We start from the raw sequence: 22,444 nt of genomic DNA, 5'->3' as shown, positions 1-22,444 counted from the left end.
CCCCCGCCGGGTGCGTCCATTTCCTGCCATCCCGCCGTGGAGCCACCACAATGCACGTGCCATCCCTGAACTTCGACCTTGGCGAAGACATCGACCTGCTGCGCCAGAGCGTGGCCCATTTTGCCGCCGCCGAGGTCGCACCGCTGGCCGCCGAGGCCGATGCCAGCAACCAGTTCCCGCTGGCCCTGTGGCCGAAGCTGGGCGAACAGGGCCTGCTCGGCCTCACCGTGGAAGAAGAATACGGCGGCACCGGCATGGGTTACCTGGCCCATGTGGTGGCGATGGAAGAAATCTCGCGTGCCTCCGGCGGCATCGGCCTGTCCTATGGCGCGCACTCCAACCTATGCGTGAACCAGCTACGCAAGAACGGCAACGAAGAACAGAAGCAGCGCTTCCTGCCCGGCCTGTGCAACGGCAGCCTGGTCGGCGCGCTGGCGATGAGCGAGCCGGGTGCCGGTTCGGACGTGGTGTCGATGAAGCTGCGCGCCGACAAGCGCGGTGACCGCTACGTGCTCAACGGCAACAAGATGTGGATCACCAACGGCCCGGACGCCGACGTGCTGGTGGTCTATGCCAAGACCGACATGGAAGCGGGTGCCAAGGGCATCACCGCGTTCCTGGTCGAGAAGGGCATGGAGGGCTTCTCCACCGCGCAGAAGCTGGACAAGCTGGGCATGCGCTCCTCGCCCACCTGCGAGCTGGTGTTCCAGGACTGCGAGATTCCCGAAGAAAACGTGCTGGGCCAGGTCGGTGGTGGCGTGCGCGTGTTGATGTCCGGCCTGGATTACGAGCGCGTGGTGCTGTCCGGTGGCCCGCTGGGCCTGATGGCCGCGGCCATGGACGTGGTCATGCCCTATGTGCACGAGCGCCACCAGTTCGGCGAACCGATCGGCAGCTTCCAGCTGATCCAGGCCAAGATTGCCGACATGTACGTGGGGCTGGGCGCGTGCCGCGCCTACGTCTATGCCGTCGCGCGCGCCTGCGACCAGGGCCGAACCACCCGCCAGGATGCCGCCGGTGCCATTCTGTACGCCGCCGAGAAGGCCACCTGGCTGACCGGCCAGGCGATCCAGATCCTCGGTGGCAACGGCTACATCAACGAGTACCCGACCGGCCGTTTGTGGCGCGACGCCAAGCTGTATGAAATCGGCGCCGGCACCTCGGAGATCCGCCGCATGCTGATCGGCCGCGAACTGTTCCAGCGCACCCTGTAAGGCCAACGCGATGACCGTCCTGAACAGCCAGCTGCAACCGGGCAGCGAAACGTTTGAAAGCAACCGCGCCGCCATGCAGGCCGTGGTCGACGACCTGCATGCCACCCTCGCCCGCACCGCGCTGGGCGGCAGCGAAGCCGCGCGCGCCAAGCACACCGCACGCGGCAAGCTGCTGGTGCGCGACCGCATCGACGCCCTGCTCGATCCCGGCAGCGCCTTCCTGGAAATCGCGCCGCTGGCCGCGCACGGCATGTACGAAGACGCCGTGCCCGCCGCGGGCGTGGTGGCCGGCATCGGCCGCGTCAGCGGCGTGGAATGCGTGATCGTGGCCAACGACGCCACGGTGAAGGGCGGCACCTACTACCCGATGACGGTGAAGAAGCACCTGCGCGCGCAGGAGATCGCCGAGCAGAACCACCTGCCCTGCATCTACCTGGTCGATTCCGGTGGCGCCTTCCTGCCGCTGCAGGACGAGGTGTTCCCCGACCGCGATCATTTCGGCCGCATCTTCTACAACCAAGCCAACCTGTCCGCGCAGGGCATCCCGCAGATTGCCTGCGTGATGGGTAGCTGCACCGCCGGCGGCGCCTATGTGCCGGCGATGAGCGATGAGACGGTGATCGTGCGCGAGCAGGGCACGATCTTCCTCGGCGGCCCGCCGCTGGTGAAGGCGGCCACCGGTGAAGTGGTGACGGCCGAGGAACTCGGCGGTGCCGATGTGCACACGCGCATTTCCGGCGTGGCCGACCACATGGCCGACAACGACCTGCAGGCACTGGCACGGGTGCGCGCGATCATCGCGCAGTTGAACTGGCGCAAGCCGGAGCCGGCGATGGCGGTGCAGGCCAACGAGGAACCACTGTTGCCGGCACACGACCTGTACGGGGTGATCCCGGCCGACACGCGCAAGCCCTACGACGTGCGCGAGGTCATCGCGCGCCTGGTCGATGGCTCGCGCTTCGATGAGTTCAAGCCGCGCTACGGCGCAACGCTGGTGACCGGCTTCGCGCATCTGAACGGCTACCCGATCGGCATCATCGCCAACAACGGCATCCTGTTCTCCGAGTCGGCACTGAAGGGCGCGCACTTCATCGAGCTGTGCACCCAGCGCAACATCCCGCTGGTGTTCCTGCAGAACATCACCGGCTTCATGGTCGGCCGCAAGTACGAGCAGGGCGGCATCGCCAAGGACGGCGCCAAGCTGGTGATGGCGGTGGCCTGCGCCAAGGTGCCGAAGTTCACCGTGGTCATCGGTGGTTCGTTCGGTGCCGGCAACTACGGCATGTGCGGCCGCGCATACTCGCCGAACTTCCTGTGGATGTGGCCGAACGCGCGCATCGGCGTGATGGGCGGCGAACAGGCCGCCAGCGTGCTGGCCACGGTCAAGCGCGATGGCATCGAAGCCAAGGGCGGCCAGTGGCCGGCAGTGGAGGAAGATGCATTCAAGGCACCTATCCGCGACCAGTTCGAGCAGCAGGGCCATCCGTACTACGCCAGCGCGCGCCTGTGGGATGACGGCGTGATCGATCCGGCCGACACCCGCCGCGTGCTCGCCCTGGCGCTGTCGGCCAGCCTCAACGCCGCCCCGCAGCAGACGCGCTTCGGCGTGTTCCGCATGTAACCCGTGCCATGACCGAGCCTGTTGCCATGTTCACCAAAGTCCTGATCGCCAACCGCGGCGAGATCGCCTGCCGCGTCATCGCCACCTGCCGCCGCCTCGGCATCGCCACCGTGGCGGTGTATTCCGATGCCGACCGCAACGCACGCCACGTGCGGCTGGCCGACGAAGCCATCCACATTGGTCCTGCCGCCGCACGTGAGAGCTACCTGCGCAGCGATGCCCTGCTCGACGCCGCACGCCTGACCGGCGCGCAGGCGATCCACCCCGGCTACGGCTTCCTGTCCGAGAACGCCGACTTCGCCGATGCCTGCGCCGCCGCCAGCATCACCTTCATCGGGCCGCCGGCCAGCGCCATCCGCGCGATGGGCGACAAGAGCGCGGCCAAGGCGCTGATGGCCAAGGCCGGTGTACCGCTGACGCCGGGCTACCACGGCGACCAGCAGGCGCCGGACTTCCTGCGCGCGCAGGCCGACGGCATCGGCTACCCGGTGCTGATCAAGGCCAGCGCCGGTGGCGGTGGCAAGGGCATGCGCAAGGTCGAGCGCAGCGAGGACTTCGTCGATGCGCTGGCCAGCTGCCAGCGCGAGGCGGCCTCGGCGTTCGGCAACGACCATGTGCTGGTCGAGAAGTACGTCGAGCGCCCACGCCATATCGAGATCCAGGTGTTCGGCGACAGCCACGGTGAGGCGGTGTACCTGTTCGAGCGCGACTGCTCGGTGCAGCGCCGCCACCAGAAGGTGCTGGAAGAGGCGCCGGCGCCGGGCATGAGCACAGAACGTCGTGCTGCAATGGGCAAGGCGGCAGTCGATGCAGCGCGCGCGGTGGGCTACGTCGGTGCCGGCACGGTGGAGTTCATTGCCGGCCCGGACGGCGATTTCTACTTCATGGAAATGAACACCCGCCTGCAGGTCGAGCACCCGGTGACCGAGTACATCACCGGTACCGACCTGGTGGAGTGGCAGCTGCGCGTGGCCTCGGGCCAGCCGCTGCCGCTGCGCCAGGAACAGCTGGCGATCCACGGCCACGCTATCGAAGCGCGCCTGTATGCCGAAGATGCCGACCGGGGCTTCCTGCCCTCCACCGGCACCCTGCGCCGCCTGCGCCTGCCGACCCCGTCGGCCCATGTGCGCGTGGATACCGGCGTGGAGGAAGGCGACAGCATCACCCCGTACTACGATCCGATGATTGCCAAGCTGATCGTCTGGGACGTGGACCGCGATGCCGCCCTGCGCCGCATGAGCCAGGCGCTGGCGGACTGCCAGGTGGTGGGCGTGACCACCAATGCCGGCTTCCTGCGCCGCCTGGTGAACACCGATTCGTTCGCGCAGGCCAAGCTGGACACCGCGCTTATCGAGCGCGAGCAGGCGGCATTGAGTGCAGTGGGCGACACGGATGATGCCCTGTGGCAGCTGGCTGCGGTGGCTGCGGTTGCAAGCACGGGCGGCGCCAGCACCGACGCGCGCGATCCGCATTCGCCGTGGCAGGCCCAGGACGGCTGGCGCCTTGGCGCATCGGCACCGCGCGTGCTGCCGCTGCAGCAGGGCGAACGCAAGCACACGCTGAAGGTGTGGACGCAGACCGATGGCTGGCGCGTGCAGTGCGATGACGCCGCGCCGGTGCAGGTGCTTGGCACGGCCGATGCGCAGCATCTGACCGTGCTGCTGGGCGAGCGCCGCTGGTCGTTGCAGCTACTGCGCGAAGGCGACCAGCTGTATCTGTTCGGCGCCGATGGCCAGCACCGCTTCACCCTGCACGATCCGGTGGGCGAATCGGACCACGCCGTGGCCGATGCCGGCAGCCTGCTGGCGCCGATGCCGGGCAGGATCGTCGCGACACTGGTCGCGGCCGGCACCGAGGTCAAGCGCGGCACGCCGCTGGTGGTGCTGGAAGCGATGAAGATGGAGCACACCCTGCAGGCACCGGCAGACGGCACGGTGAAGGGCTACCGCGCCAAGGCCGGCGACCAGGTGGGTGATGGTGCGGTGCTGGTGGACTTCGAAGCGGCGTGACGTGGCGGGGGCCGCGTGGGTTCAGACCGCGCGGTCCTCGGGATTCCAGATCACACCTGCCGGGTCCAGTTCGGTCGTGGTTATGGTCGGGGCGCGCCAGCCAAAACCGCATACGGCGAGGACGCCCTCGGAACGCGGATCTAGGCCAAATTCGTGCTCGATGGGCCAGGTCGCCGACGACGCCTCCGACCTGGACACCGCCCTGAAACTGTGTCGCAGGAACGTCAAGCTGGCATCTCCGGTGCGCTCTTCCAACGTTTCTGGAACCACGGTGCCATGCCCAGCAGGACCACTGGCCTGTACCGGCTCGGCGCGCCTTGCTTGACGCTGCGCTGCGGCACGCTCGCGGTAGTCACACGTGGTTTAATCGGCGGACATTGACCCACAAGGAGTGTTTGCGATGTCCGCAAAGTCCCCGATGACCACTGTCAATGCCGGTCGGCTGCTCGACCTGCTGTGTTCTGACGACGCCTTCCGCGCAGAGTTCACAGCCGATGCCGGCGCTGCGATGGCGCGGCATGGGCTGCAGGCACAGTCCGGCACAAGCCCCTGCGCCATCCACAACGTCCTGGCCAGCAAGGAAGAGTTCCAACAGGTGCGCCAGCAGATCGCCGCGCTCCTGGCCCAGCGCGCCGCATTCACTGTCCCCTTCATGTTCGAATCCGGGCATCTGCAGGGAAGCGTGCACCACTCCGCCGTACCGCAGGCCGCTTGAACGCCCCTCAATCCACTTCAGAGGTAGATTCGATGTTGCCATCCACTCGTACCCGGTTCTCCAGCGAACACACCACCACCGAGTCGCCGCGCTTTGAGCCGCAAACCGCCATTGCCCTGCTCGACCGCCTGTGCAGCGATGATGTGTTCCGTGCGCAGTTCAGCAGGAACCCGCTGCAGGCCTGCCGGCAGATCGGCCTGGCATTCGACTCGATGGCGCAGGTGCCGCCCTGCCTGAGCACCGGCAAGCTGGCCAGCAAGGAAGAGCTGAGCCAGGCCCGCGATGCCCTGGTGAACTATCTCTCCAGCCACCGCCCCCCCCCCCCCCCCCCCCCCGGGCTTGTTCAATCGCGGGCCTCGCGCTTCCAGACATGCCCCGCAGGGTCCAGCTCCGCCGTGGTCATGCTCTGCGCACGCCAACCGAATCCGCACACCGCCATTGCGCCGTCGACCATCGGGTCGAACCCCAGCAGCGACTCGATCTCCGTCTCATTGATCGCCGCGGTGACGAAGCCGCCCAAGCCATTGGCCGTGGCCGCTGTATACAGTGCCTGCGACACATGGCCGACATCCAGGCTAACGGCGCGATAGGCCTTGGCGTGGTTGCGGTACTTCCAGAAGTTGCGACCGAAACGGCAGACCAGCACCACCATGGCGTGGGCCGAAGCGAACCAGTGCTGGCCCGACAACAGGCGCAGGCAGAAATCGTCCAGCTGGGCGGGCTGTGCCTGTTGCCGTGCCAGCTCGTGAGCCACAGCATGGTAGTGATACAACCCAGGCTGCAGGCCATCGACCTTGCGCGCAATCACGTACGCTTCCAGCGGATGCAGGCTACCCGCGGACGGTACGTTCTTCTTCAGGAAGCGCACGCCGGGTTCGGTTTCTACCTGTGCCTGCGCCATCAGCACGTGCTGCATCATGCCCGCCAGCATCTCCAGCGATAGAGGCTTGTCCTCGGCGTAGTTGCGGCAGGTGGTACGTGCAGCCAACAGCTGTGCCACGGCATCGGGTGCCGCGACCGGCAGAGCGATGGCACCCGGCTGCCGCACCGGGGCTTCGGCCGGTGGCTTGCCGAGCTGCTGCACCAGGTCCTGTGCGGTCACCATCCGGTGCTTCTCCATATCGCCGGCACTGTCTACGCCCGCCCAGCGGGAATGGCGATGATGGATGGCTGACAAGGCCCACCAGTGTCCGTCGCGAACACGCTGGTCAGCCTGTCGCGCCGCCTCGGGCGCGCCCTTCTCGGCGATGAGCAACCCCGCCTCCAGCAGCGATGCCACTCGGGCGCGGTTCTGCAGGTCATCCGGCAAGACCTGCCAGCGCTCGGCGCTGGTCTGCAACAGCAACGCACAAGCGTCGGCATCGAGCGTCACAGGCTGATCGAGATGGGCAGCACGCACCTGCAACTGCTGCACGAACTCCACACCGGTTCCACCAGCCAGCAGGCTGTTCAGGGAGAACGATGGTTGTTCATCGGGAACAACAGCCAGCGCGTGGCATCGGCGGTACCGCGAAGAGGTCATCGACGTTCCTGTGGCAAATGGGATTCCGGCAATGTGCTGCCGGTGGAGCTGGGTAAGTATGGCCCAGTACCGCGTTCAAGACCCATCGATCCGCGCCGCTATGACTACGGTCAAAGGCACGCGCCACTTGTTCGACCTTCCCTGTCTCCTTGGATCCCACGCTCATGACCAACCGCAAATCCCCACTGTCCCTCGCTGACGCCACCACGCTGCTTGATCTGCTCACCACCGACGCAGACTTCCGCACAGCATTCAAGCAGGACCCGGCAACAGCCCTGCAGCAGATCAGTGTCGAGGCGGGTGCCGCCGCGCAGGGCTGCATGCTGTCCGCCGACCTGGCCTCCAATGAAGATCTGGCCGCTGCACGCGACAATCTGGTGCAGCAGCTGACCGAGCGCGCGGTGTTCAGCCATCCGCATTGCTTCATCGACGGTTCGCAGGCACCGACGCCCTGACCTTGGTGCCGATCGCTCAGGATGCGTCCGGTGAGAGGGCGCATCCCGGGCGTGATGGCCCACGCTGGCTGTCGCCTACATTCAATGCCTGCAACACGGACGAGCCTGCGAATTCGGTATAGGCGCGCCCGCGGTGCCGACGCATCCAGTCCAGCTGCGACTGCTGCTCCTGTATCGCGCCCTGTGCGGCGTAGGCCGCTGCCAGCACGCTGTGGACCTGGAACAGCTCGCTGCCATCAACCATCGCCTGCAGCATCTTGATTGCCTGCGCGCTGTCACCGGACAGATGCAACGCATTGGCCTTGACCACCGCCGCCAACTGGCGCGCACGTGGGTCGACGGCGTCGGCCGCCAATACGTCAAGCTCGGCCACCTGCCGGCCGATCGAGGATTGCAGGCCCAAGCGCTGTGCCGCATACAAGCTGGCCGCAGCGAAATACAGATACTGTCCGCGTTCACCGTTTTCGGGGCGTGCCGCATTCCGCAGCAGCGCGCTGGCCTGCGTTGAGAAGTCGCGTGGCGCTACGCATCGAGCCGCCGCGGCGTGAACAGCCAAATTGACCGTGCCCAGCAGATCACATACGAAGGGACCGCCATTGCACCGGCCTGCGGACGCGACCGAGGCTGCCAACGCCTCCTCGAATCGCCCCTCATCAATGGCCAGTGAAGTCCCTTCCAGCCACCGTCCCGGCCCGTTCTCCGGCAACCGCGCCAGCACTGCACTGGCCTCTGCATTTCGCCCGGACACGGCCAGCGCCGCAACCAGCTGCCGGTTCGGGCGACCTTCGGCGAGCTGCATGGCACGATGCAGCGTTGCTACCGCCTCATCGACCTTTCCCCGTGCCAACTGGATGCGCCCGAGCAGCTCCAGCGTCACGCTGCGCAACGGGTTCTGCTCCACGTTGGCATGGGCAACGGCCTGCTCCGCCTTTTCGTAGTGGCCCAGCACGAACTCGGCCAGACCATGGTTGACGCTGGCCCCGTGATGATCCGGATACAGATCGGCCAGTACCTTCCAGGCCTCGCCAGCGGCGGATTCAGAACCGGACTCCAGCTCCACCTGCCATGCATCCAGATACAGGCCCTCACGCGTGCTCAGCCGATGACGCAGCGTCCTGACCTTGGTCAGCAAACCGCGCGCGTCCTCCAGCTGGCCCTGGCTGAACATCGATCGCATCTGCCCGACATAGGCCATGGCGAAGTCGGGATCGATGCGCGTTGCGATCTGGAAAAATTTCAATGACGACTCGGTCTGTCCGCGGCCATAGGCAAGCTGTCCGCGTGCGTAGGCATGCAGTGCGTCGAGGTTGGCTGTTGCCACCTGCGGCAACGGTGCCGATGTCTTGCCGATCTGCGCCATCGCTTCGCCCAACCGCGATCGCAATTGCACCACCACTTGGTCACTGGAGGTCAGCGCGGAAGGCAGGCCTTTGCCATCGGAATAAACCGAGTAGACGGTCTCGCCAGTGGCAGGATTGACGACATCGACGGCCACACGCAGCTGGCCGTGTACCTCACGGATCGAGGGATCGAGTACCGCGCGCGCGCCATCGCGCATTGCGATCTGGACAGCGGCGGCACGATCGATCTCGGTGTTTTCTGGCATCAACATGCGCGCCATGGTGTCGCGCGCCTTCATGTCGCTGATCACGTTTACGTAACGCGACTGCTCAAGCCCGATGCGCAACGCCTGGTTCAGGGCGTCGTCCAGGACCGGGTTATCGGTCAGGTTGCGCGCATCGGCCATCACCACCCAGTCGCGTTCGGCGAAGGCAATCGCCGGCTGTGGCCGGGCCAGCAGCCACAGGCCCAGCCCGACAGAGACAATCAGGGCCGCCTGCGCGGCCATCGCCAGCGGACGCCGCCAGACCGGAACATCAGGGCGTGCCTTGTCGCTGGCACGCGGCCGGGAAAGCATGCCCTTCCCCGCCACCGCCACGCCCAGCACTTCCATCGCTTGCGCCACACCGCGAAAGCGCCAGCGACCGAATGACCTCCACTGCAGGCGACCGCCCAGTTCACCCAGCTCCGTCGCTGCACGGCGCACCACCGATTCAGCAGCCGCCGACATCAGCAGTTGTCCGGGGGGAGCCAACTGCATCAGGCGCGCGGCCATCGGCTTGGCCAGGCCCTCCACCTCCACAGCCTTGGCTCCAAGCGCGATCGATTCCGAGCTGTTGTTCCACAGGATGACCTCACCCACGTGCAACCCGGCCCGCGCCTGCAGTCGGAGATCACGCGCCTGCCCCAGCGGCTGCAGGCCACGCTGGTAATCCAGGGCGAATCCGAGCGCATCAATCGGGCGCTCGAACAGCATGAACAATCCGTCGGAGCGGTCGATCAGCTGGCCGTGCCAGCGCTGCTGCAGCGCCAGCACCAAGCGGTCGTGTTCCTGGAACAGCTCGGCGGCAGCCACATCGCCGATGCGTTCGACCAGCAGCAGCGAATCACACAGATCGGTGAACAGCAGCGCACGCAGTTGCTGGTTGTGCGGCGTCGACGTTCCGTTGTCGCCATTCATCGCCGGTCTCTCCCGATCAAGGTATGTCCGCTGCATCCGCCCAGCGCAGGCAGTTGCCACCATCGCGCTTGGCCTGGTACAGCGCGCGGTCCGCGTTGGCGTACCACTCGCTCCAGCCCGCCTCCGGCGCCAGCAGGCTGGCACCGATGCTGACCAGGCTGACGTGCGGCGTGCCATGACTGCGTTCGAGCAGGCCATGCACCGCGCTGAGGATGAACTCGGCCGCGTGCTGCACGATCTCATGGTTGCCACGGCGCAGGATCAGGCAGAACTCATCGCCGCCGAGGCGGCAGGCCAGGTCCTGCTCACCGGCCATCGAGCGCAGGATGTTGCCCATGCTCTGCAGTACACGGTCGCCGGCCTGGTGGCCGTGGCGATCATTGATCTGCTTGAAGCGGTCGCAGTCGATCAGCAGCAGTGCCTGCGGCAACCCTTCGCCATCGGCGCGGCATTCCTGCAGGTACAGGGTGAGGCCACGACGGTTGTGCAGCCCGGTCAGTTCATCGGTACGTACCAGTTCACGGGTGTGGGTCAACTGGTGGGTGGTGATGTACAGGTTGTCCAGCGCGGTTTCCAGATCGTGGTTGCGCCGGCGCAGCTGGCTGATCAGCGCCTGCTCGTTGGTCAGCACGCGCATGATCGTACGGCGCAGGAAGTAGGCGACCAGGCCGGGATCGGATTCCACCAGGCGATGGAAGTCGGCCGGGCCCAGCTCCAGTACTTCACAGTCGGCCAGCGCGCGTGCACTGGCGCTGCGCAGGTGATCGCCGACCAGCAGGCCAAGCTCACCGAAGAACTCATGCTGGCCGAGCGTCTTGATCACCAGGTCCTCTCCGAAGTCCAGTTCGATCTGGCCTTGGAGGATCACATACATCCGTTCGCCGCGATGGCCACGCTGGAACAACCACTGTCCGGCATGAAGCTTGCATGGACGGGCAAATCTGGCGAACAATGCAACCTCGGCAGCGGAAAGCAGCGCGTGCACGATCTCGGCCATCGCCACCCGGGCGATACCTGACGTCACATCACTGTTCTCGGCCGCACCCCTGCCGGTCATTCCCTGCACCCGCCGCCAGCGTCCCCTGGTGAGCCGCGGAGCATAGCACCGCTTTAAAGTGTGCGCCCTATCTCATTTTGACCCGTCTGCCGATCTTGATTGATGTGAAGATCGGTGGTGGCCCGTTCTGGTCACGGGTGTCCGGGCAAAACCCCTGCTGGATCAATCCGATGCTGGATTTCACAGGCTTTCGGCCAAGTTGCCGGCACGCGTGGGTGCGCCTGATTGACGCTGGCTGCGCGCTGCTCCCTTGCATCGATACAACAACGCCGGCAGGTCCCCCGACCGGCCGGCGTTGTCTGGCCCTTCCCTGGCCACCCTGATCGGATTCCGAAGCTTCGGTAGCGCCGGCCGCTGGCCGGCTTCCCTGTGGTGCCCGAAGGATCACGCGGTTGCCGGCCAGCGGCCGGCACTACCGCATCACGCCGCGCGTTCGCTGCGCCCGCCGTGGAACTGCTCTTCCTCGGTCGAACCGGTCAATGCGGTGGTCGACGACTGGCCCTGCTGGATCGCCTGGGTCACCGCATCGAAGTAGCCGGTGCCAACCTCACGCTGATGCTTGACCGCAGTGAAGCCGCGCTCGGCCGCTTCAAACTCGGCTTCCTGTAGTTCCACGAACGCGCTCATCTGTCGACGTGCATAGCCGTGGGCCAGATTGAACATGCCGTAGTTCAGCGCATGGAAGCCGGCCAGGGTGATGAACTGGAACTTGTAGCCGTAGCTGCCCAGCTCCTTCTGGAACTTGGCGATGGTGGCGTCGTCCAGGTTCTTCTTCCAGTTGAAGCTGGGCGAGCAGTTATAGGCCAGCAGCTTGCCGGGGAACTTCGCATGGATCGCCTCGGCGAACTTGCGTGCGAATTCCAGGTCCGGCTTGCCGGTCTCGCACCACACCAGGTCGGCATAGGGCGCATAGGCCAGGCCGCGGCTGATCGCCTGGTCCAGGCCATTACGGGTCTTGTAGAAGCCTTCCACGGTGCGCTCGCCGGTGGCGAACGGCTTGTCGTTGCCATCGATGTCGCTGGTCAGCAGATCCGCGGCCTCGGCATCGGTACGCGCCACCAGCAGGGTCGGCACGCCCAGCACGTCGGCGGCCAGGCGCGCGGCGTTGAGCTTCTCGATGGCCTCGCGGGTCGGCACCAGCACCTTGCCGCCCATGTGGCCGCACTTCTTCACCGAGGCCAGCTGGTCTTCGAAGTGCACGCCAGCGGCACCGGCCTCGATCATCGCCTTCATCAGTTCGAACGCATTGAGCACGCCGCCGAAACCGGCTTCCGCATCGGCCACGATCGGCTGCAGGAAGTCGATGTCGTCCTTGCCTTCGGCGTGGTGCAGCTGGTCGGCGCGCAGCAGCGTGTTGTTGATGCGCTTGACTACCGCCGGCACCGAATCGGCCGGGTACAGCGACTGGTCCGGGTACATCTGCCCGGCCAGGTTGGCGTCGGCCGCCACCTGCCAACCGGACAGGTAGATCGCCTTCAGGCCCGCCTTGACCTGCTGCATGGCCTGGTTGCCGGTCAATGCACCCAGCGCGTTGACGAACTCGCGCTCATGCAGCGTCGCCCACAGCTTCTCCGCACCCAGGCGGGCCAGCGAATGCTCGATGTGGACGGTGCCGCGCAGGCGCACCACGTCAGCGGCGCTGTAGTTGCGCTGGATGCCTTCCCAACGCGGGTTGGTATCCCAGTCGTGCTGGATCTGTTCGGCAGTGGGCAGCTTGCTCATGTCTTTCTCCAGTTCGGTTCGTGCGTGCAGCGGGGAGGGAAACGGCAGGAAACGCGGTCGGCGATCAGTCGATGCGCGCGTAGGCCGGCAGGGTCAGGAAATCGGTGAGCTCTTCGCTGCGGCTCAGTTCGCCGAGCAGGGCGATGGCCTCGCTGATGCGCGCGCCACCGGGCAACGCAGCGGTATCGCCCAGCCGTGCCGGCAGCTGCGACAGGGTGGAATCCAGCAGGGCCAGGTCGATCGCGGTGCCATCGTCCAGCTGCTGGCCCGGCGTATGCAGCCACTGCCACAGCTGGCTGCGGCTGATCTCGGCGGTGGCCGCGTCCTCCATCAGGTGGTGGATCGGCACGCAGCCGTTGCCATCCAGCCAGGCGGCCAGGTAGCGCACGCAGACTTCCACGTTGCCTTCGAATCCGGCGCGGGTGATGGTGCCCGGCGGCCGCGCGATCAGTTCGTCGCGGCCGACGCGCACATCCTGGCGCAGCACGCTGTGCTGGTTCGCACCGGGCATGTGCTCGTCGAAGATCGCCATCGCCACCGGAATCAGCGCCGGATGCGCGACCCAGGTGCCGTCGTGGCCGGCGGTCACTTCGCGCAGCTTGTCGGCGCGCACGCGGGCCATCGCCTGTTCGTTGGCAGCGGCATCGTTGTTGATCGGGATCTGCGCGGCCATGCCGCCCATCGCATGCGCACCGCGGCGGTGGCAGGTCTGGATCAGCAGTTCCGAATACGCCTTCAGGAACGGCTGGGTCATGGTCACCTGGCCGCGTTCGGGCAGCACGCGGTCGGCGTGGCGGCGGAAGGTCTTCAGGTACGAGAAGATGTAATCCCAGCGCCCGCAGTTCAGGCCGACGATGCGGTCACGCAGCGCGTGCAGGATCTCGTCCATCTCGAACACTGCCGGCAAGGTTTCAATCAGCACGGTCACCTTGATCTGGCCGTGCGGCAGGCCGAGCATGCCCTCGATGTGCGACAGCGCGGTCTCCCACAGCGCCGCCTCTTCCATGCTCTGCAGCTTGGGCAGGTAGAAGTACGGGCCGCGGTCCTTGGCCTGCAGCGTGCGGGCGTTGTGGAAGGCGAACACCGCCGCATCGAACAGGCCACCAGCGATGAACTGGCCATCGATGCGCACGTGCTTCTCGTCCAGGTGCCAGCCGCGCGGGCGTACGATCAGCACCGCCTGTTCGTCGAACGGGCGCAAGGTGTAGTGCTTGCCGGCCTTCCCGTTGGATGCCGGTGCGGTGTACTCGAGATCGCCACGCACCGCGGCGGCCAGCGACTGCTGCCCGGCCAGCAGGTTGCGCCAGGTCGGCGAGGTCGAATCCTCGAAGTCGGCCATGAACACCTTGGCGCCGGAGTTCAGCGCGTTGATGACCATCTTCGGGTCGGTCGGGCCGGTGATCTCGACGCGGCGGTCCTGCAGCGCCGCCGGCAGCGGGGCAACACGCCAGTCGCCGCTGCGGATCGCGGCGGTGTCCTCGCGGAAGTCCGGCAGGCCGCCCTGGTCGAAGAACGCCTGGCGCACGCGGCGCGCCTGCAGCCGTGCCTGCCGGCCCGGTTCCACCGCACGGTGCAGCGACACCAGCAGGGCCAGCAGCGGCGCCGGCAGCAGGGTGTCCTGGCCGGCCACGCGGGTCGCCAGGGCGATGCCGGGGGTGGCCTTGCTGGCGGGGGTGGGAACAGCGGAAGCGACGGCGGACATGGGGCGACTCCAGCGGTGGGGGAACGCCTCCACGGTGCCGCCGGTATCGAGTATTTGGCAAAACAGTTTTTGCAATGCTCTACATAAATTGTGCTAATACTTGTGACGCCATGACCACGCGCCCTTCGCCAAGTCCGCGTTTTTCCTACAAATCCGACCGGTTGAAACCGCTGCGTGCGTTCTGCCAGACCGTGCGCCTGGGCTCGGTCTCACGGGCGGCTGAGGCGCTTTTCGTCAGCCAGCCGGCCATCAGCCTGCAGCTGCAGGCGCTGGAGCGTGAGCTGGGGGTACCCCTGTTCGAGCGCAGCGGGCGCCGCCTGGTGCCCAGCCGCGAGGGCCAGCTGCTCTACGAAATGGCACAGCCGCTGGTGGAGAACCTGGACGGGCTGGAGGCGCGTTTCCGCGACAAGGTGCGCGGCCTGGACGCGGGCGAGCTGAACATCGCCGCCAACAGCTCGACCATCCTGTACCTGCTGCCGAAGATCGTCGAACGCTTCCGCCTGCACCATCCGGACGTGCGCCTGACCCTGCACAACGCGATCAGTGCCGATGGCACCGACCTGCTGCGCGAGGATGCCGCCGACCTGGCGATCGGTTCGATGACCGATGTGCCGGCCGACCTCAGCTACGCGCCGGCCTACCGCTTCGAGCAGGTACTGATCGCACCGCACGACCATCCGCTGGCCAGCGGCGGCGAACTGGAACTGGCCGACATCGCCCGCTATCCCCTGGTGCTGCCACCGAAGCGGCAGATCACCTACCGCCTGGTCGACCAGGTATTCCAGCGCCACCGCATCGCCTACACCGTGGCATTGGAAGTGGGTGGCTGGGAGGTGATCAAGCAGTACGTGGCGATGGGCATGGGCATTTCCATCGTGCCGGCGCTGTGCCTGAACGAGGCCGACCGCGAGCGGCTGGCGGCGCGGTCGATGAAGCGCTGGTTCCCGGAACGCAGTTACGGGGTGATCGTGCGGCGTGGCAAGGCGCTGTCGGCGCAGGCGCGGGCGTTTGTGGAGCTGATCCAGCCGGAGTTGTTCAGTCCGCGCGACTACGACCAGAGCGGGCATTCCGAGCGGTGAGGGGTGTTCGGCAGGGCTGCGCCCTGCACCTGCCGAAGCCGAAGCAACGGCAACAGCGGGCTATCCGTGGGATGGCGGGGCGGCGTGGGTGGGCAGGACACGCCGTAAACCCCGCTCCGCGGTCCGGCCCAGCCGCTGGCGGCTGTGCGTTCGGGCGCTTGCGAAGCAGTGCTTTGCAAGCAAAGCGCCCTCACCCATGGGGGCTCGATGGCGCCATCCATGGCGCCAACGGTCCTGCCCACCCACGCCGTCCCGCCTCTGACAGATTCCCGCGATCTGTCGGGGTCGGATCCCGTTGCTGCGCAATGGGCTCTGACCCCCGCTGCAAATGATCGAAACCGGATTTTGTAGAGTCGAGCCATGCTCGACTGGCGGAAAAGCGATCGAAGAAGGCGACAAGCCCGGTGCCGGTCTGGCTAGACTGGACCCATGTCCATCGAACTCCGCCATCTGCGTTACTTCCTCGCCGTTGCCGATACGCTGCACTTCGGACAGGCGGCGGAGCGGCTGGGCATGTCGCAGCCACCGCTCAGCCAGCAGATCCGCCAGCTGGAAGACCTGATTGGTGCGCGCCTGTTCGTGCGCAGCCATCGCCGCGTGCAGCTGACGCCTGCGGGCGAGCTGCTGCAGGAACGTGCACGCGCCATCGTGCAGCAGGTGGAGACTGCGGTGGACGAGGTGCAGCGCGCGCAGCGCGGCGAGCAGGGCGAACTGCGTATCGGCCTGACCCGGGCCACGCCACTGTCACCGCAGATTCCGCGTTCAATCCTGCGCTACCGCCAGCAGTACCCGCAGGTGCGGCTGCAGCTGAGCGAGATGAACACTCTACAGCAGATCGATGCACTGCTCGATGGCAGCCTGGACGTGGGCATCATCCGCAAGCGTGCGCTGCCGCCGGAACTGGTGGCGCACAGCCTGTTCGTCGATCCGCTGGCGTTGATCGTGCACGCCGACCACCCTGCCCTGCGCCGCCTTTCGAAGCAGGGCACATTGGCCCTGCGTGATTTCGCCCAGGAGCCGTTCGTGGCGTTCCGCCGCAGTGCCGGTGCCGGCATCCACGACCACATGATCGCGCTGTGTGCGGCGGCGGGATTCACCCCGCGCATCGTGCAGGAGGCGGGCGAGGCATCGACGCTGATCAGTCTGGCCGCCGCAGGCCTGGGCGCAGCGATCCTGCCGTCGTCGTGCGACCACATCCGGGTGGAAGGCGCGCGCTTCGTGGCGATGGCCGATACCGGGGCGCATTCGGAAGTGCAGCTGGCATGGCACCGCGAAGGGGTGACACCGCTGATCCGCAATTTTGCTGGGCTGCTGCGCGAGGCGTTCGCGGAGGGGTGAGGGTGCAACCCACCCGGTAGTGGCCAACCTTGGTTGGCCCACGGCCACAGCGCCGACCAAGGTCGGCATCTACCAGAGCAGGATCACGCCGTCAGCGGCTGCTGGGCGCGCTGCTGCAGCGCCCACACAATACCTCCGCCGATCAGGGTCAACACGGCAGCGAACACGCACACGCCCAGCCAGTCCCACGCCGCATAGGCCAGGCCGCCGACAGCACCGAGCACGCTGGAACCCAGATAGTAGGCAAACAGATACAGCGCCGAGGCTTCCGCGCGCATTGCACCTGCGCGGCTGCCGACCCAGCTGCTGGCCACCGAATGGCCGCCGAAGAACCCAAACGTGACCAGCGCGATACCGAGTGCCATCGCGCTCAGCCACGGCATCGCCAGCAGCACGATGCCGGCACCGATCAACGCGAACGAGATCGACAGGATGCGGCCGCGACCGTAGCGCGTGGCCTGCTGGCCCATCCACGCCGAACTGAAGGTACCCACCAGGTACACGCTGAAGATCAGCCCGACCACGGTCTGGCTGAGGTGGTACGGCGGCGCCAGCAGGTGATACCCGAGGTAGTTGTAGAGGGTGACGAACACGCCCATCAGCACGAACGAGGTGGCGAACAGCCACGGCAGGCCCGGGTCGGCGAACAGCGTGCGCCAGCGCGACGGCAATTGGCGCAGGCCATCGCGGCGCGGGTGGAAGTGGCGCGACGGCGGCAGCTGCAGCCACAGCAGCACGGTACTGGCGATGGCGATGATCGAAACCACGCCGATGCCCCAGCGCCAGCCCCAGTGGTCGGCGATGATGCCGGCCAGCAGGCGCCCGCTCATGCCACCGATGGCGTTGCCGCCGATGTACAGGCCCATCGCCAGGCCCAGCGCGCGGCTGTCCATTTCCTCGACCAGGTAGGTCATCGCCACTGCCGGCACGCCGCTCAACGCCAGGCCGAGCAGGGTGCGCAGTACCAGCAGCGTGGTCCAGTCATCCACCAGTGCCGTGCACAGCGACAGCGTGGCCGAGGCCAGCAGCGCGGCGATCATCAAAGGACGGCGGCCGACCGCATCGGAGAGCAGGCCGGCCAGCAGCATCGCCACTGCCAGCGTGCCGGTGGTCAACGACAGCGACATCGCGCTGCCGGCGGCGGACACGCCGAAATGACGGCTGAACTCCGGCAGCAGCGGCTGCACCGTGTAGAGCAGGCCGAAGGTGGAGAAACCGGCCAGGAACAACGCGAGCGCGGTGCGGCGGAAGGCCGGTGTGCCCTGCTGGATGCGGGTCTCGGCGATGGGATCGACAGTGGGGGGGCGGCGTTCGACGGCCGCCGCGGTTTCGCCAGTCATGGGATCGATGGGCCGGTGGGGCGGCCAAGCGTGGGAGGGAACGGGCCTCAGACTAGGCCCGTCCATCCAGTCGATCCATAACCTGATAGGTCAGGATTGATACATAAGAAGTATCAATTCAGCTTACAGACGCTGCCACTCGAAACCGTCGCCACGACGGTAGTACACCGCCACGGCGCGGCCGTAGAGCTTGTCGGCGTCAACGAAGCCGAAGAAGCGACCGTCGAAGCTGTTGCCGCGGTGGTCACCCAGCACCAGCACCTTGCCGGCCGGTACCACCAGGTCGGCAATGTCCGGACCGCCGCCCATGTCCAGGTCGAGGCGGGCACGGCGCTCGCCGAAGGCCTCCACGTCCTGCAGGTCGGCAATCTGCAGCGGCTGGCCGTTGATGCTCAGATGGCCTTCGCGCAGCTGCACATGATCACCGGCCACTGCAGCCACGCGCTTGATCAGGCGGGTGCCGTCGGCCGGTGAATCGAACACCGCCACTTCACCGCGCTGCGGAACGCCGGTCGACATCAGTTCCTTGCCGGTGAACGGCAGGCGCAGGCCATAGGCGCGCATGTCCACCACCACCCGATCGCCGGGCTGCAGGGTCGGCTGCATCGAGCCGCTGGGCACCACGTAGTGGTTGGCGAGGGTATCGCGGGCGGCGGCGAGCAGGCCGAGCATCACCAGCAGCGGCAATGCTTCCTTCTTCAGCCAGGCCAGCGCGCGTTCGGAAAAGGGAGGGCGGGCAACAGCATCCATGACAGGCTCCGGGTGGTTGGTAGCGGTATCAGACCACATGCAGGCGCCGCAGGTTCCCGGTAGCGCCGGACACGGGTTACGCAGGTTTTACGCCCCGGCCCGGGCGCGGGCATCGCACCTTTACGGCCACCGCGCGCATCGTGTGCCCACCGCGCCGCAGGGCGCATTCCGCAAGGTGTTGTATGACCCTCCTGGTGATCCGCCACGCATCTTCGTCGGCGCCGCGTCCGCAGCTGCCGGCACAGTTGGCCGGCCATCGCGTGCTGTGCAGCAACTGCGCCAGCCTGTCCGAGGTACGCCAGTGCCTGTGCCAGCCGCAGGCGCGCTCGGCCGACTGGGTACTGCTGGATGTCGGCGCCGCCGACGAGGCGCAATGGCAGGCCGAGGGGGGCGCGCTGCAGGCGGCGCTGGAACGGCTGCCGGCGCAGTACATCGAGCTGCAGGCCCCCACCGAACCCGGCCTGGAGGCACGCCTGCGCCTGCAGCACGGCCCCGCCGCCGTAGTGGTCGACCAGCGCAGCCAGCAGGCCGGCTATCCGCTGTCGCTGGCCATCGTCGGCCGCCGCCTGGCACAGGAGGGCTGAGCCATGTCGATCTTCATCATCCGCGGCCCGGAAGCGGCCGGTGCATTGATCCGCACGGCGATGCCGCTGCCGGCGCCGGTACTGAAATCGCTGGTGCACCGCGCGATCGACGCCGGTACCAGTGTGGCGATCCGTGCCTGCGGTTCGGAACAGGAACTACTGGACGCGCTGCGTGTGGCCGACCACAGTCGCGGCGAGGTGACCTTGCTGGATCCGGGTGCGTGTGCCAACAGCCTGCGCCTGCAGCGGCTACTGCCCTATCTGCACAACGCCTATGTGGAAGTGCATGACGACGGCGCAGTGGCCGAGCCGTGCCTGCCGGCCGGCGTCGGCCAGCGCCTGGGCATCGCTGCTGGGTATGGCGCGCAGAGTTATGTGCTGGCGCTGGATATCGCGCTCGATCACTTGGGCCTGGCCGAGCAGGCGAACCGGGTGCACGTGGGGACGTAACGTTGTTTGTAGAGTCGAGCCATGCTCGACTGGTTTTTCATCGAAAGGCAGCCGAGCATGGCTCGGCTCTACAAGGGCGGGAATCGCAGCCGAGCGTAGGCTCGGCTCTACAGAAGAATGTCGAGCAAGCTCGACGCTACACAAAGAAAAACGGCGGGGTTGCCCCCGCCGTTTTCGCTTTCTTATTTCAGCCCGCGGAACTTCAGCAGCGGTTCCACCGACGGGTCCTTGCCGCGGAAATCGCGGTACAGGGTCGACAGCTCCACGCTGTTGCCGCGCGAGAGGATCTTGTCGCGGAATTCCTGGCCGTTGGCGGCGGTCAGGCCACCGTGTTCGGTGAACCACTGGTAGGCGTCATGGTCCAGCACTTCTGCCCAGAAGTAGGCGTAGTAGCCGGCCGAGTAACCGCCACCCCAGATGTGGTCGAAGTAGGTGGTGCGGTAACGCGGCGGCACCTGCGGCAGGTCGACCTTGAACTTCTTCAGCGCGCTGGCTTCAAAGGCGCCGACATCCTGCAGCGGCGCGTCGGCCTTCTGCGTGTGCCAGGCCAGGTCCAGCAGTGCGGCCGACAGGTACTCGGTGGTCGCGTAGCCCTGGTTGAAGCTGCGTGCCTTGAGGATCTTGTCGACCAGTTCCTGCGGCATCGCTTCGCCGGTCTTGTAGTGCTTGGCGTAGTTGGCGAACACTTTCGGGTCCAGCGCCCAGTGTTCGTTGAACTGCGACGGGAACTCGACGAAATCACGCGAGGTGGCCGTACCGGCGATCGACGGGTACTTCACGTTCGAGAACATGCCATGCAGTGCGTGGCCGAACTCATGGAACATGGTGGTGACGTCGTCGAAGCTGATCAGCGCAGGCTGGCCGGCGGCCGGCTTGGTGAAGTTGCAGACGTTGTAGACCACCGGCTTGGCACCGGTCAGGCCGTCCTGTTCGACGAACACGTCCATCCAGGCACCGCCGGACTTGCTGTCACGCTTGAAGTAGTCGGTGTAGAACAGGGCCAGCGAGGTGCCGTCCTTGTCGAACACTTCGTACACCTTCATGTCCGGGTTGTAGGTCGGAATGTCGGTACGCGGCTTGAAGGTGATGCCGTACAGCTGGGTGGCGGCGTAGAAGACGCCGTTCTGCAGCACGTTGTCCAGTTCGAAGTACGGCTTGATCTGCGACTCGTCCAGATCGTACTTGGCCTTGCGCACCTGCTCGGCATAGAAGTCCCAATCCGAGGCGGCGACCTGGAAACCACCCTTCTGCGCGTCGATCACCTTCTGGATCTCGCCGGCCTCGGCGCGCGCCTTGGCGGTGGCGGCCGGCACGGTGTCGGTCAGCAGCTTGAGCGCGGCGGCCGGGGTCTTGGCCATCTGGTCGCCCAGCTGGTAGTCGGCGAAGGTGTCAAAGCCGAGCAGCTTGGCCTTCTGCGCACGCAGCTGGGCCAGGCGCTGCACGGTCTGCCGGGTGTCGTTGGCATCGCCACGCTCGGCGCGGGTTTCCGAAGCCTTCAGCACGGCGGCACGCTGGTCGCGGTCGCTCAGCGAGCCGAGCACCGGCTGCTGGGTGGTGTTCTGCAGCGGCAGCAGGAACTTGCCATCCAGCTTGCGGTCCTTGGCGGCGTTGGCGGCGTTGTTGATCGCGTCCTCGTCCAGGCCGGCCAGCTTGGCCTTGTCGTCGACAACGACGGCCGCAGCGGCGGTGGCGGCCACCAGGCGGGTATGGAACTGGGTGGAAAGGGTGGTCTCTTCCACGTTGAGCTTGCGCAGACTCGCCTTGTCGGCATCGGACAGCTGCGCACCGGCGCGCACCAGGCCGTCGTAGTAGTGCTCGACCAGGCGCTTCTGCACCGGGTCCAGCTCCAGCGTGTCACGCTGGTCGTACAGCGACTTCACGCGCGCGAACAGCTTCGGATCGAGGTTGATCTCGTCCTGGTGCGCGGCCAGCTTCGGCGCCACGTCTTCCTGGATCTTCTGGCGCGCATCGTTGGTATCGGCCTGGACCAGGCCGAAGAAGATGCGCGACACGCGGTTCAGCGTCTCGCCGCTGCGCTCCATCGCCACGATGGTGTTGTCGAAGGTGGCCGGCTCGCTGCTGTCAGCGATCTTGCGCACGTCGGCCAGGTGCTGGCGCATGCCTTCCTCGAACGCCGGCGGGTAGTCGCTGTCCTTGATCTTGTCGAACTGAGGCGCCTGGAACGGCAGCGTGCTGGCGCTCAGCAGCGGATTGGTGGAGGCTTCGGCCGGCTGCTGGGCCGGGGCTTTCTGGGCATCGGACACGGGGGTGGACTCCTTGCCGGAACAGGCCGCCAGCGCCAGGCTGATGGCGGCGGCCAGGACTACGGTACGCGACATGTAAAACACTCCTTGGGCAGACGGTA

At 66.6% G+C, this 22,444-nt stretch carries 17 protein-coding genes and 2 pseudogenes; 10 read left to right on the top strand and 9 right to left on the bottom strand.

The window, feature by feature from the left end; genetic code table 11:
- Positions 1–50 precede the first annotated feature (50 nt).
- Genes ACZK45_RS00960 through ACZK45_RS00950 form a run of 3 tightly spaced genes read left to right on the top strand, consistent with a single transcriptional unit; the run spans position 51 to position 4,844 of the window.
- Positions 51–1,214, top strand: coding sequence for an isovaleryl-CoA dehydrogenase (locus tag ACZK45_RS00960; RefSeq protein ID WP_032128216.1), 1,164 nt, complete (start codon positions 51–53; stop codon positions 1,212–1,214).
- Between the two features lie 10 nt (positions 1,215–1,224).
- Positions 1,225–2,835, top strand: coding sequence for a carboxyl transferase domain-containing protein (locus ACZK45_RS00955; protein ID WP_478445307.1), 1,611 nt, complete (start codon positions 1,225–1,227; stop codon positions 2,833–2,835).
- 26 nt (positions 2,836–2,861) lie between these two features.
- Entirely contained in the window at positions 2,862–4,844 is a 1,983-nt protein-coding gene (locus tag ACZK45_RS00950) for an acetyl/propionyl/methylcrotonyl-CoA carboxylase subunit alpha (RefSeq protein ID WP_478445306.1), read from the top strand.
- Positions 4,845–4,865: 21 nt separating this feature from the next.
- Here ACZK45_RS00950 and ACZK45_RS00945 read toward each other — a convergent pair.
- Positions 4,866–5,006 (bottom strand): annotated as a pseudogene (locus tag ACZK45_RS00945) (putative peptide maturation dehydrogenase); the annotation flags it as partial.
- Positions 5,007–5,244: 238 nt separating this feature from the next.
- Between ACZK45_RS00945 and ACZK45_RS00940 the strand changes: the two are divergent.
- Together ACZK45_RS00940 and ACZK45_RS00935 are read left to right on the top strand one after the other, a co-directional pair.
- Entirely contained in the window at positions 5,245–5,559 is a 315-nt protein-coding gene (locus ACZK45_RS00940) for an NHLP-related RiPP peptide (RefSeq protein WP_125895448.1), read from the top strand.
- 32 nt (positions 5,560–5,591) lie between these two features.
- Positions 5,592–5,810 (top strand): annotated as a pseudogene (locus tag ACZK45_RS00935) (NHLP-related RiPP peptide); the annotation flags it as partial.
- 92 nt (positions 5,811–5,902) lie between these two features.
- On the opposite strand, the gene ACZK45_RS00930 reads toward ACZK45_RS00935, so the two are convergent.
- Positions 5,903–7,081: a putative peptide maturation dehydrogenase gene (locus ACZK45_RS00930; protein WP_125895447.1), complete on the bottom strand. Its 1,179-nt coding sequence runs from the start codon at positions 7,079–7,081 to the stop codon at positions 5,903–5,905.
- A gap of 164 nt (positions 7,082–7,245) precedes the next feature.
- Here ACZK45_RS00930 and ACZK45_RS00925 point away from each other — a divergent pair, with 164 nt between their 5' ends.
- The gene (locus ACZK45_RS00925) at positions 7,246–7,536 is read left to right on the top strand and encodes an NHLP-related RiPP peptide (protein WP_012509741.1); all 291 of its coding nucleotides are present in this window, start codon (positions 7,246–7,248) and stop codon (positions 7,534–7,536) included.
- Positions 7,537–7,552: 16 nt separating this feature from the next.
- Here ACZK45_RS00925 and ACZK45_RS00920 read toward each other — a convergent pair whose 3' ends face one another.
- The 4 genes from ACZK45_RS00920 to aceB all read right to left on the bottom strand — a co-directional run bounded on the left by ACZK45_RS00920 (position 7,553) and on the right by aceB (position 14,538).
- Positions 7,553–10,057, bottom strand: a complete 2,505-nt coding sequence (locus tag ACZK45_RS00920) for a putative peptide modification system cyclase (protein ID WP_253145766.1) — start codon at positions 10,055–10,057, stop codon at positions 7,553–7,555.
- Between the two features lie 16 nt (positions 10,058–10,073).
- On the bottom strand, positions 10,074–11,114 hold the full coding sequence (locus ACZK45_RS00915) for a GGDEF domain-containing protein (protein WP_049400576.1): 1,041 nt from the start codon (positions 11,112–11,114) through the stop codon (positions 10,074–10,076).
- A 420-nt stretch (positions 11,115–11,534) separates the two neighbouring features.
- Positions 11,535–12,836 carry an isocitrate lyase gene (aceA, locus tag ACZK45_RS00910; protein ID WP_125895446.1) on the bottom strand — a complete coding sequence of 434 codons (1,302 nt, stop codon included), beginning with the start codon at positions 12,834–12,836 and terminating at the stop codon, positions 11,535–11,537.
- A 64-nt stretch (positions 12,837–12,900) separates the two neighbouring features.
- Positions 12,901–14,538 carry a malate synthase A gene (aceB, locus tag ACZK45_RS00905; RefSeq protein WP_478445305.1) on the bottom strand — a complete coding sequence of 546 codons (1,638 nt, stop codon included), beginning with the start codon at positions 14,536–14,538 and terminating at the stop codon, positions 12,901–12,903.
- Between the two features lie 110 nt (positions 14,539–14,648).
- On the opposite strand from aceB, the gene ACZK45_RS00900 reads away from it, so the two are divergent.
- Both ACZK45_RS00900 and ACZK45_RS00895 read left to right on the top strand, forming a co-directional pair.
- Positions 14,649–15,617 carry a LysR family transcriptional regulator gene (locus tag ACZK45_RS00900; protein ID WP_478445304.1) on the top strand — a complete coding sequence of 323 codons (969 nt, stop codon included), beginning with the start codon at positions 14,649–14,651 and terminating at the stop codon, positions 15,615–15,617.
- A gap of 429 nt (positions 15,618–16,046) precedes the next feature.
- Positions 16,047–16,955, top strand: a complete 909-nt coding sequence (locus tag ACZK45_RS00895) for a LysR family transcriptional regulator (protein ID WP_478445303.1) — start codon at positions 16,047–16,049, stop codon at positions 16,953–16,955.
- A gap of 83 nt (positions 16,956–17,038) precedes the next feature.
- Here the strand turns inward: ACZK45_RS00895 and ACZK45_RS00890 are convergent, their stop codons facing one another.
- Both ACZK45_RS00890 and lepB read right to left on the bottom strand, forming a co-directional pair.
- Positions 17,039–18,295, bottom strand: a complete 1,257-nt coding sequence (locus tag ACZK45_RS00890; protein WP_346487004.1) for an MFS transporter — start codon at positions 18,293–18,295, stop codon at positions 17,039–17,041.
- A gap of 123 nt (positions 18,296–18,418) precedes the next feature.
- Entirely contained in the window at positions 18,419–19,045 is a 627-nt protein-coding gene (gene lepB, locus ACZK45_RS00885) for a signal peptidase I (RefSeq protein ID WP_478445302.1), read from the bottom strand.
- Between the two features lie 182 nt (positions 19,046–19,227).
- On the opposite strand from lepB, the gene ACZK45_RS00880 reads away from it, so the two are divergent.
- Together ACZK45_RS00880 and ACZK45_RS00875 are read left to right on the top strand one after the other, a co-directional pair.
- Positions 19,228–19,629, top strand: coding sequence for a hypothetical protein (locus tag ACZK45_RS00880; protein WP_478445301.1), 402 nt, complete (start codon positions 19,228–19,230; stop codon positions 19,627–19,629).
- A 3-nt stretch (positions 19,630–19,632) separates the two neighbouring features.
- Complete coding sequence (locus tag ACZK45_RS00875) at positions 19,633–20,079, top strand: 3-dehydroquinate dehydratase (protein ID WP_004153636.1); 447 nt, start codon at positions 19,633–19,635, stop codon at positions 20,077–20,079.
- A gap of 182 nt (positions 20,080–20,261) precedes the next feature.
- On the opposite strand, the gene dcp is transcribed toward ACZK45_RS00875, so the two are convergent.
- On the bottom strand, positions 20,262–22,418 hold the full coding sequence (gene dcp, locus ACZK45_RS00870) for a peptidyl-dipeptidase Dcp (RefSeq protein WP_478445300.1): 2,157 nt from the start codon (positions 22,416–22,418) through the stop codon (positions 20,262–20,264).
- Positions 22,419–22,444 lie beyond the last annotated feature (26 nt).

This window comes from Stenotrophomonas sp. 63632_Sma (genome assembly GCF_056482875.1).
Note: the sequence above shows the minus strand (reverse complement) of the source record. Positions and strands in the feature narration are given on the sequence as shown.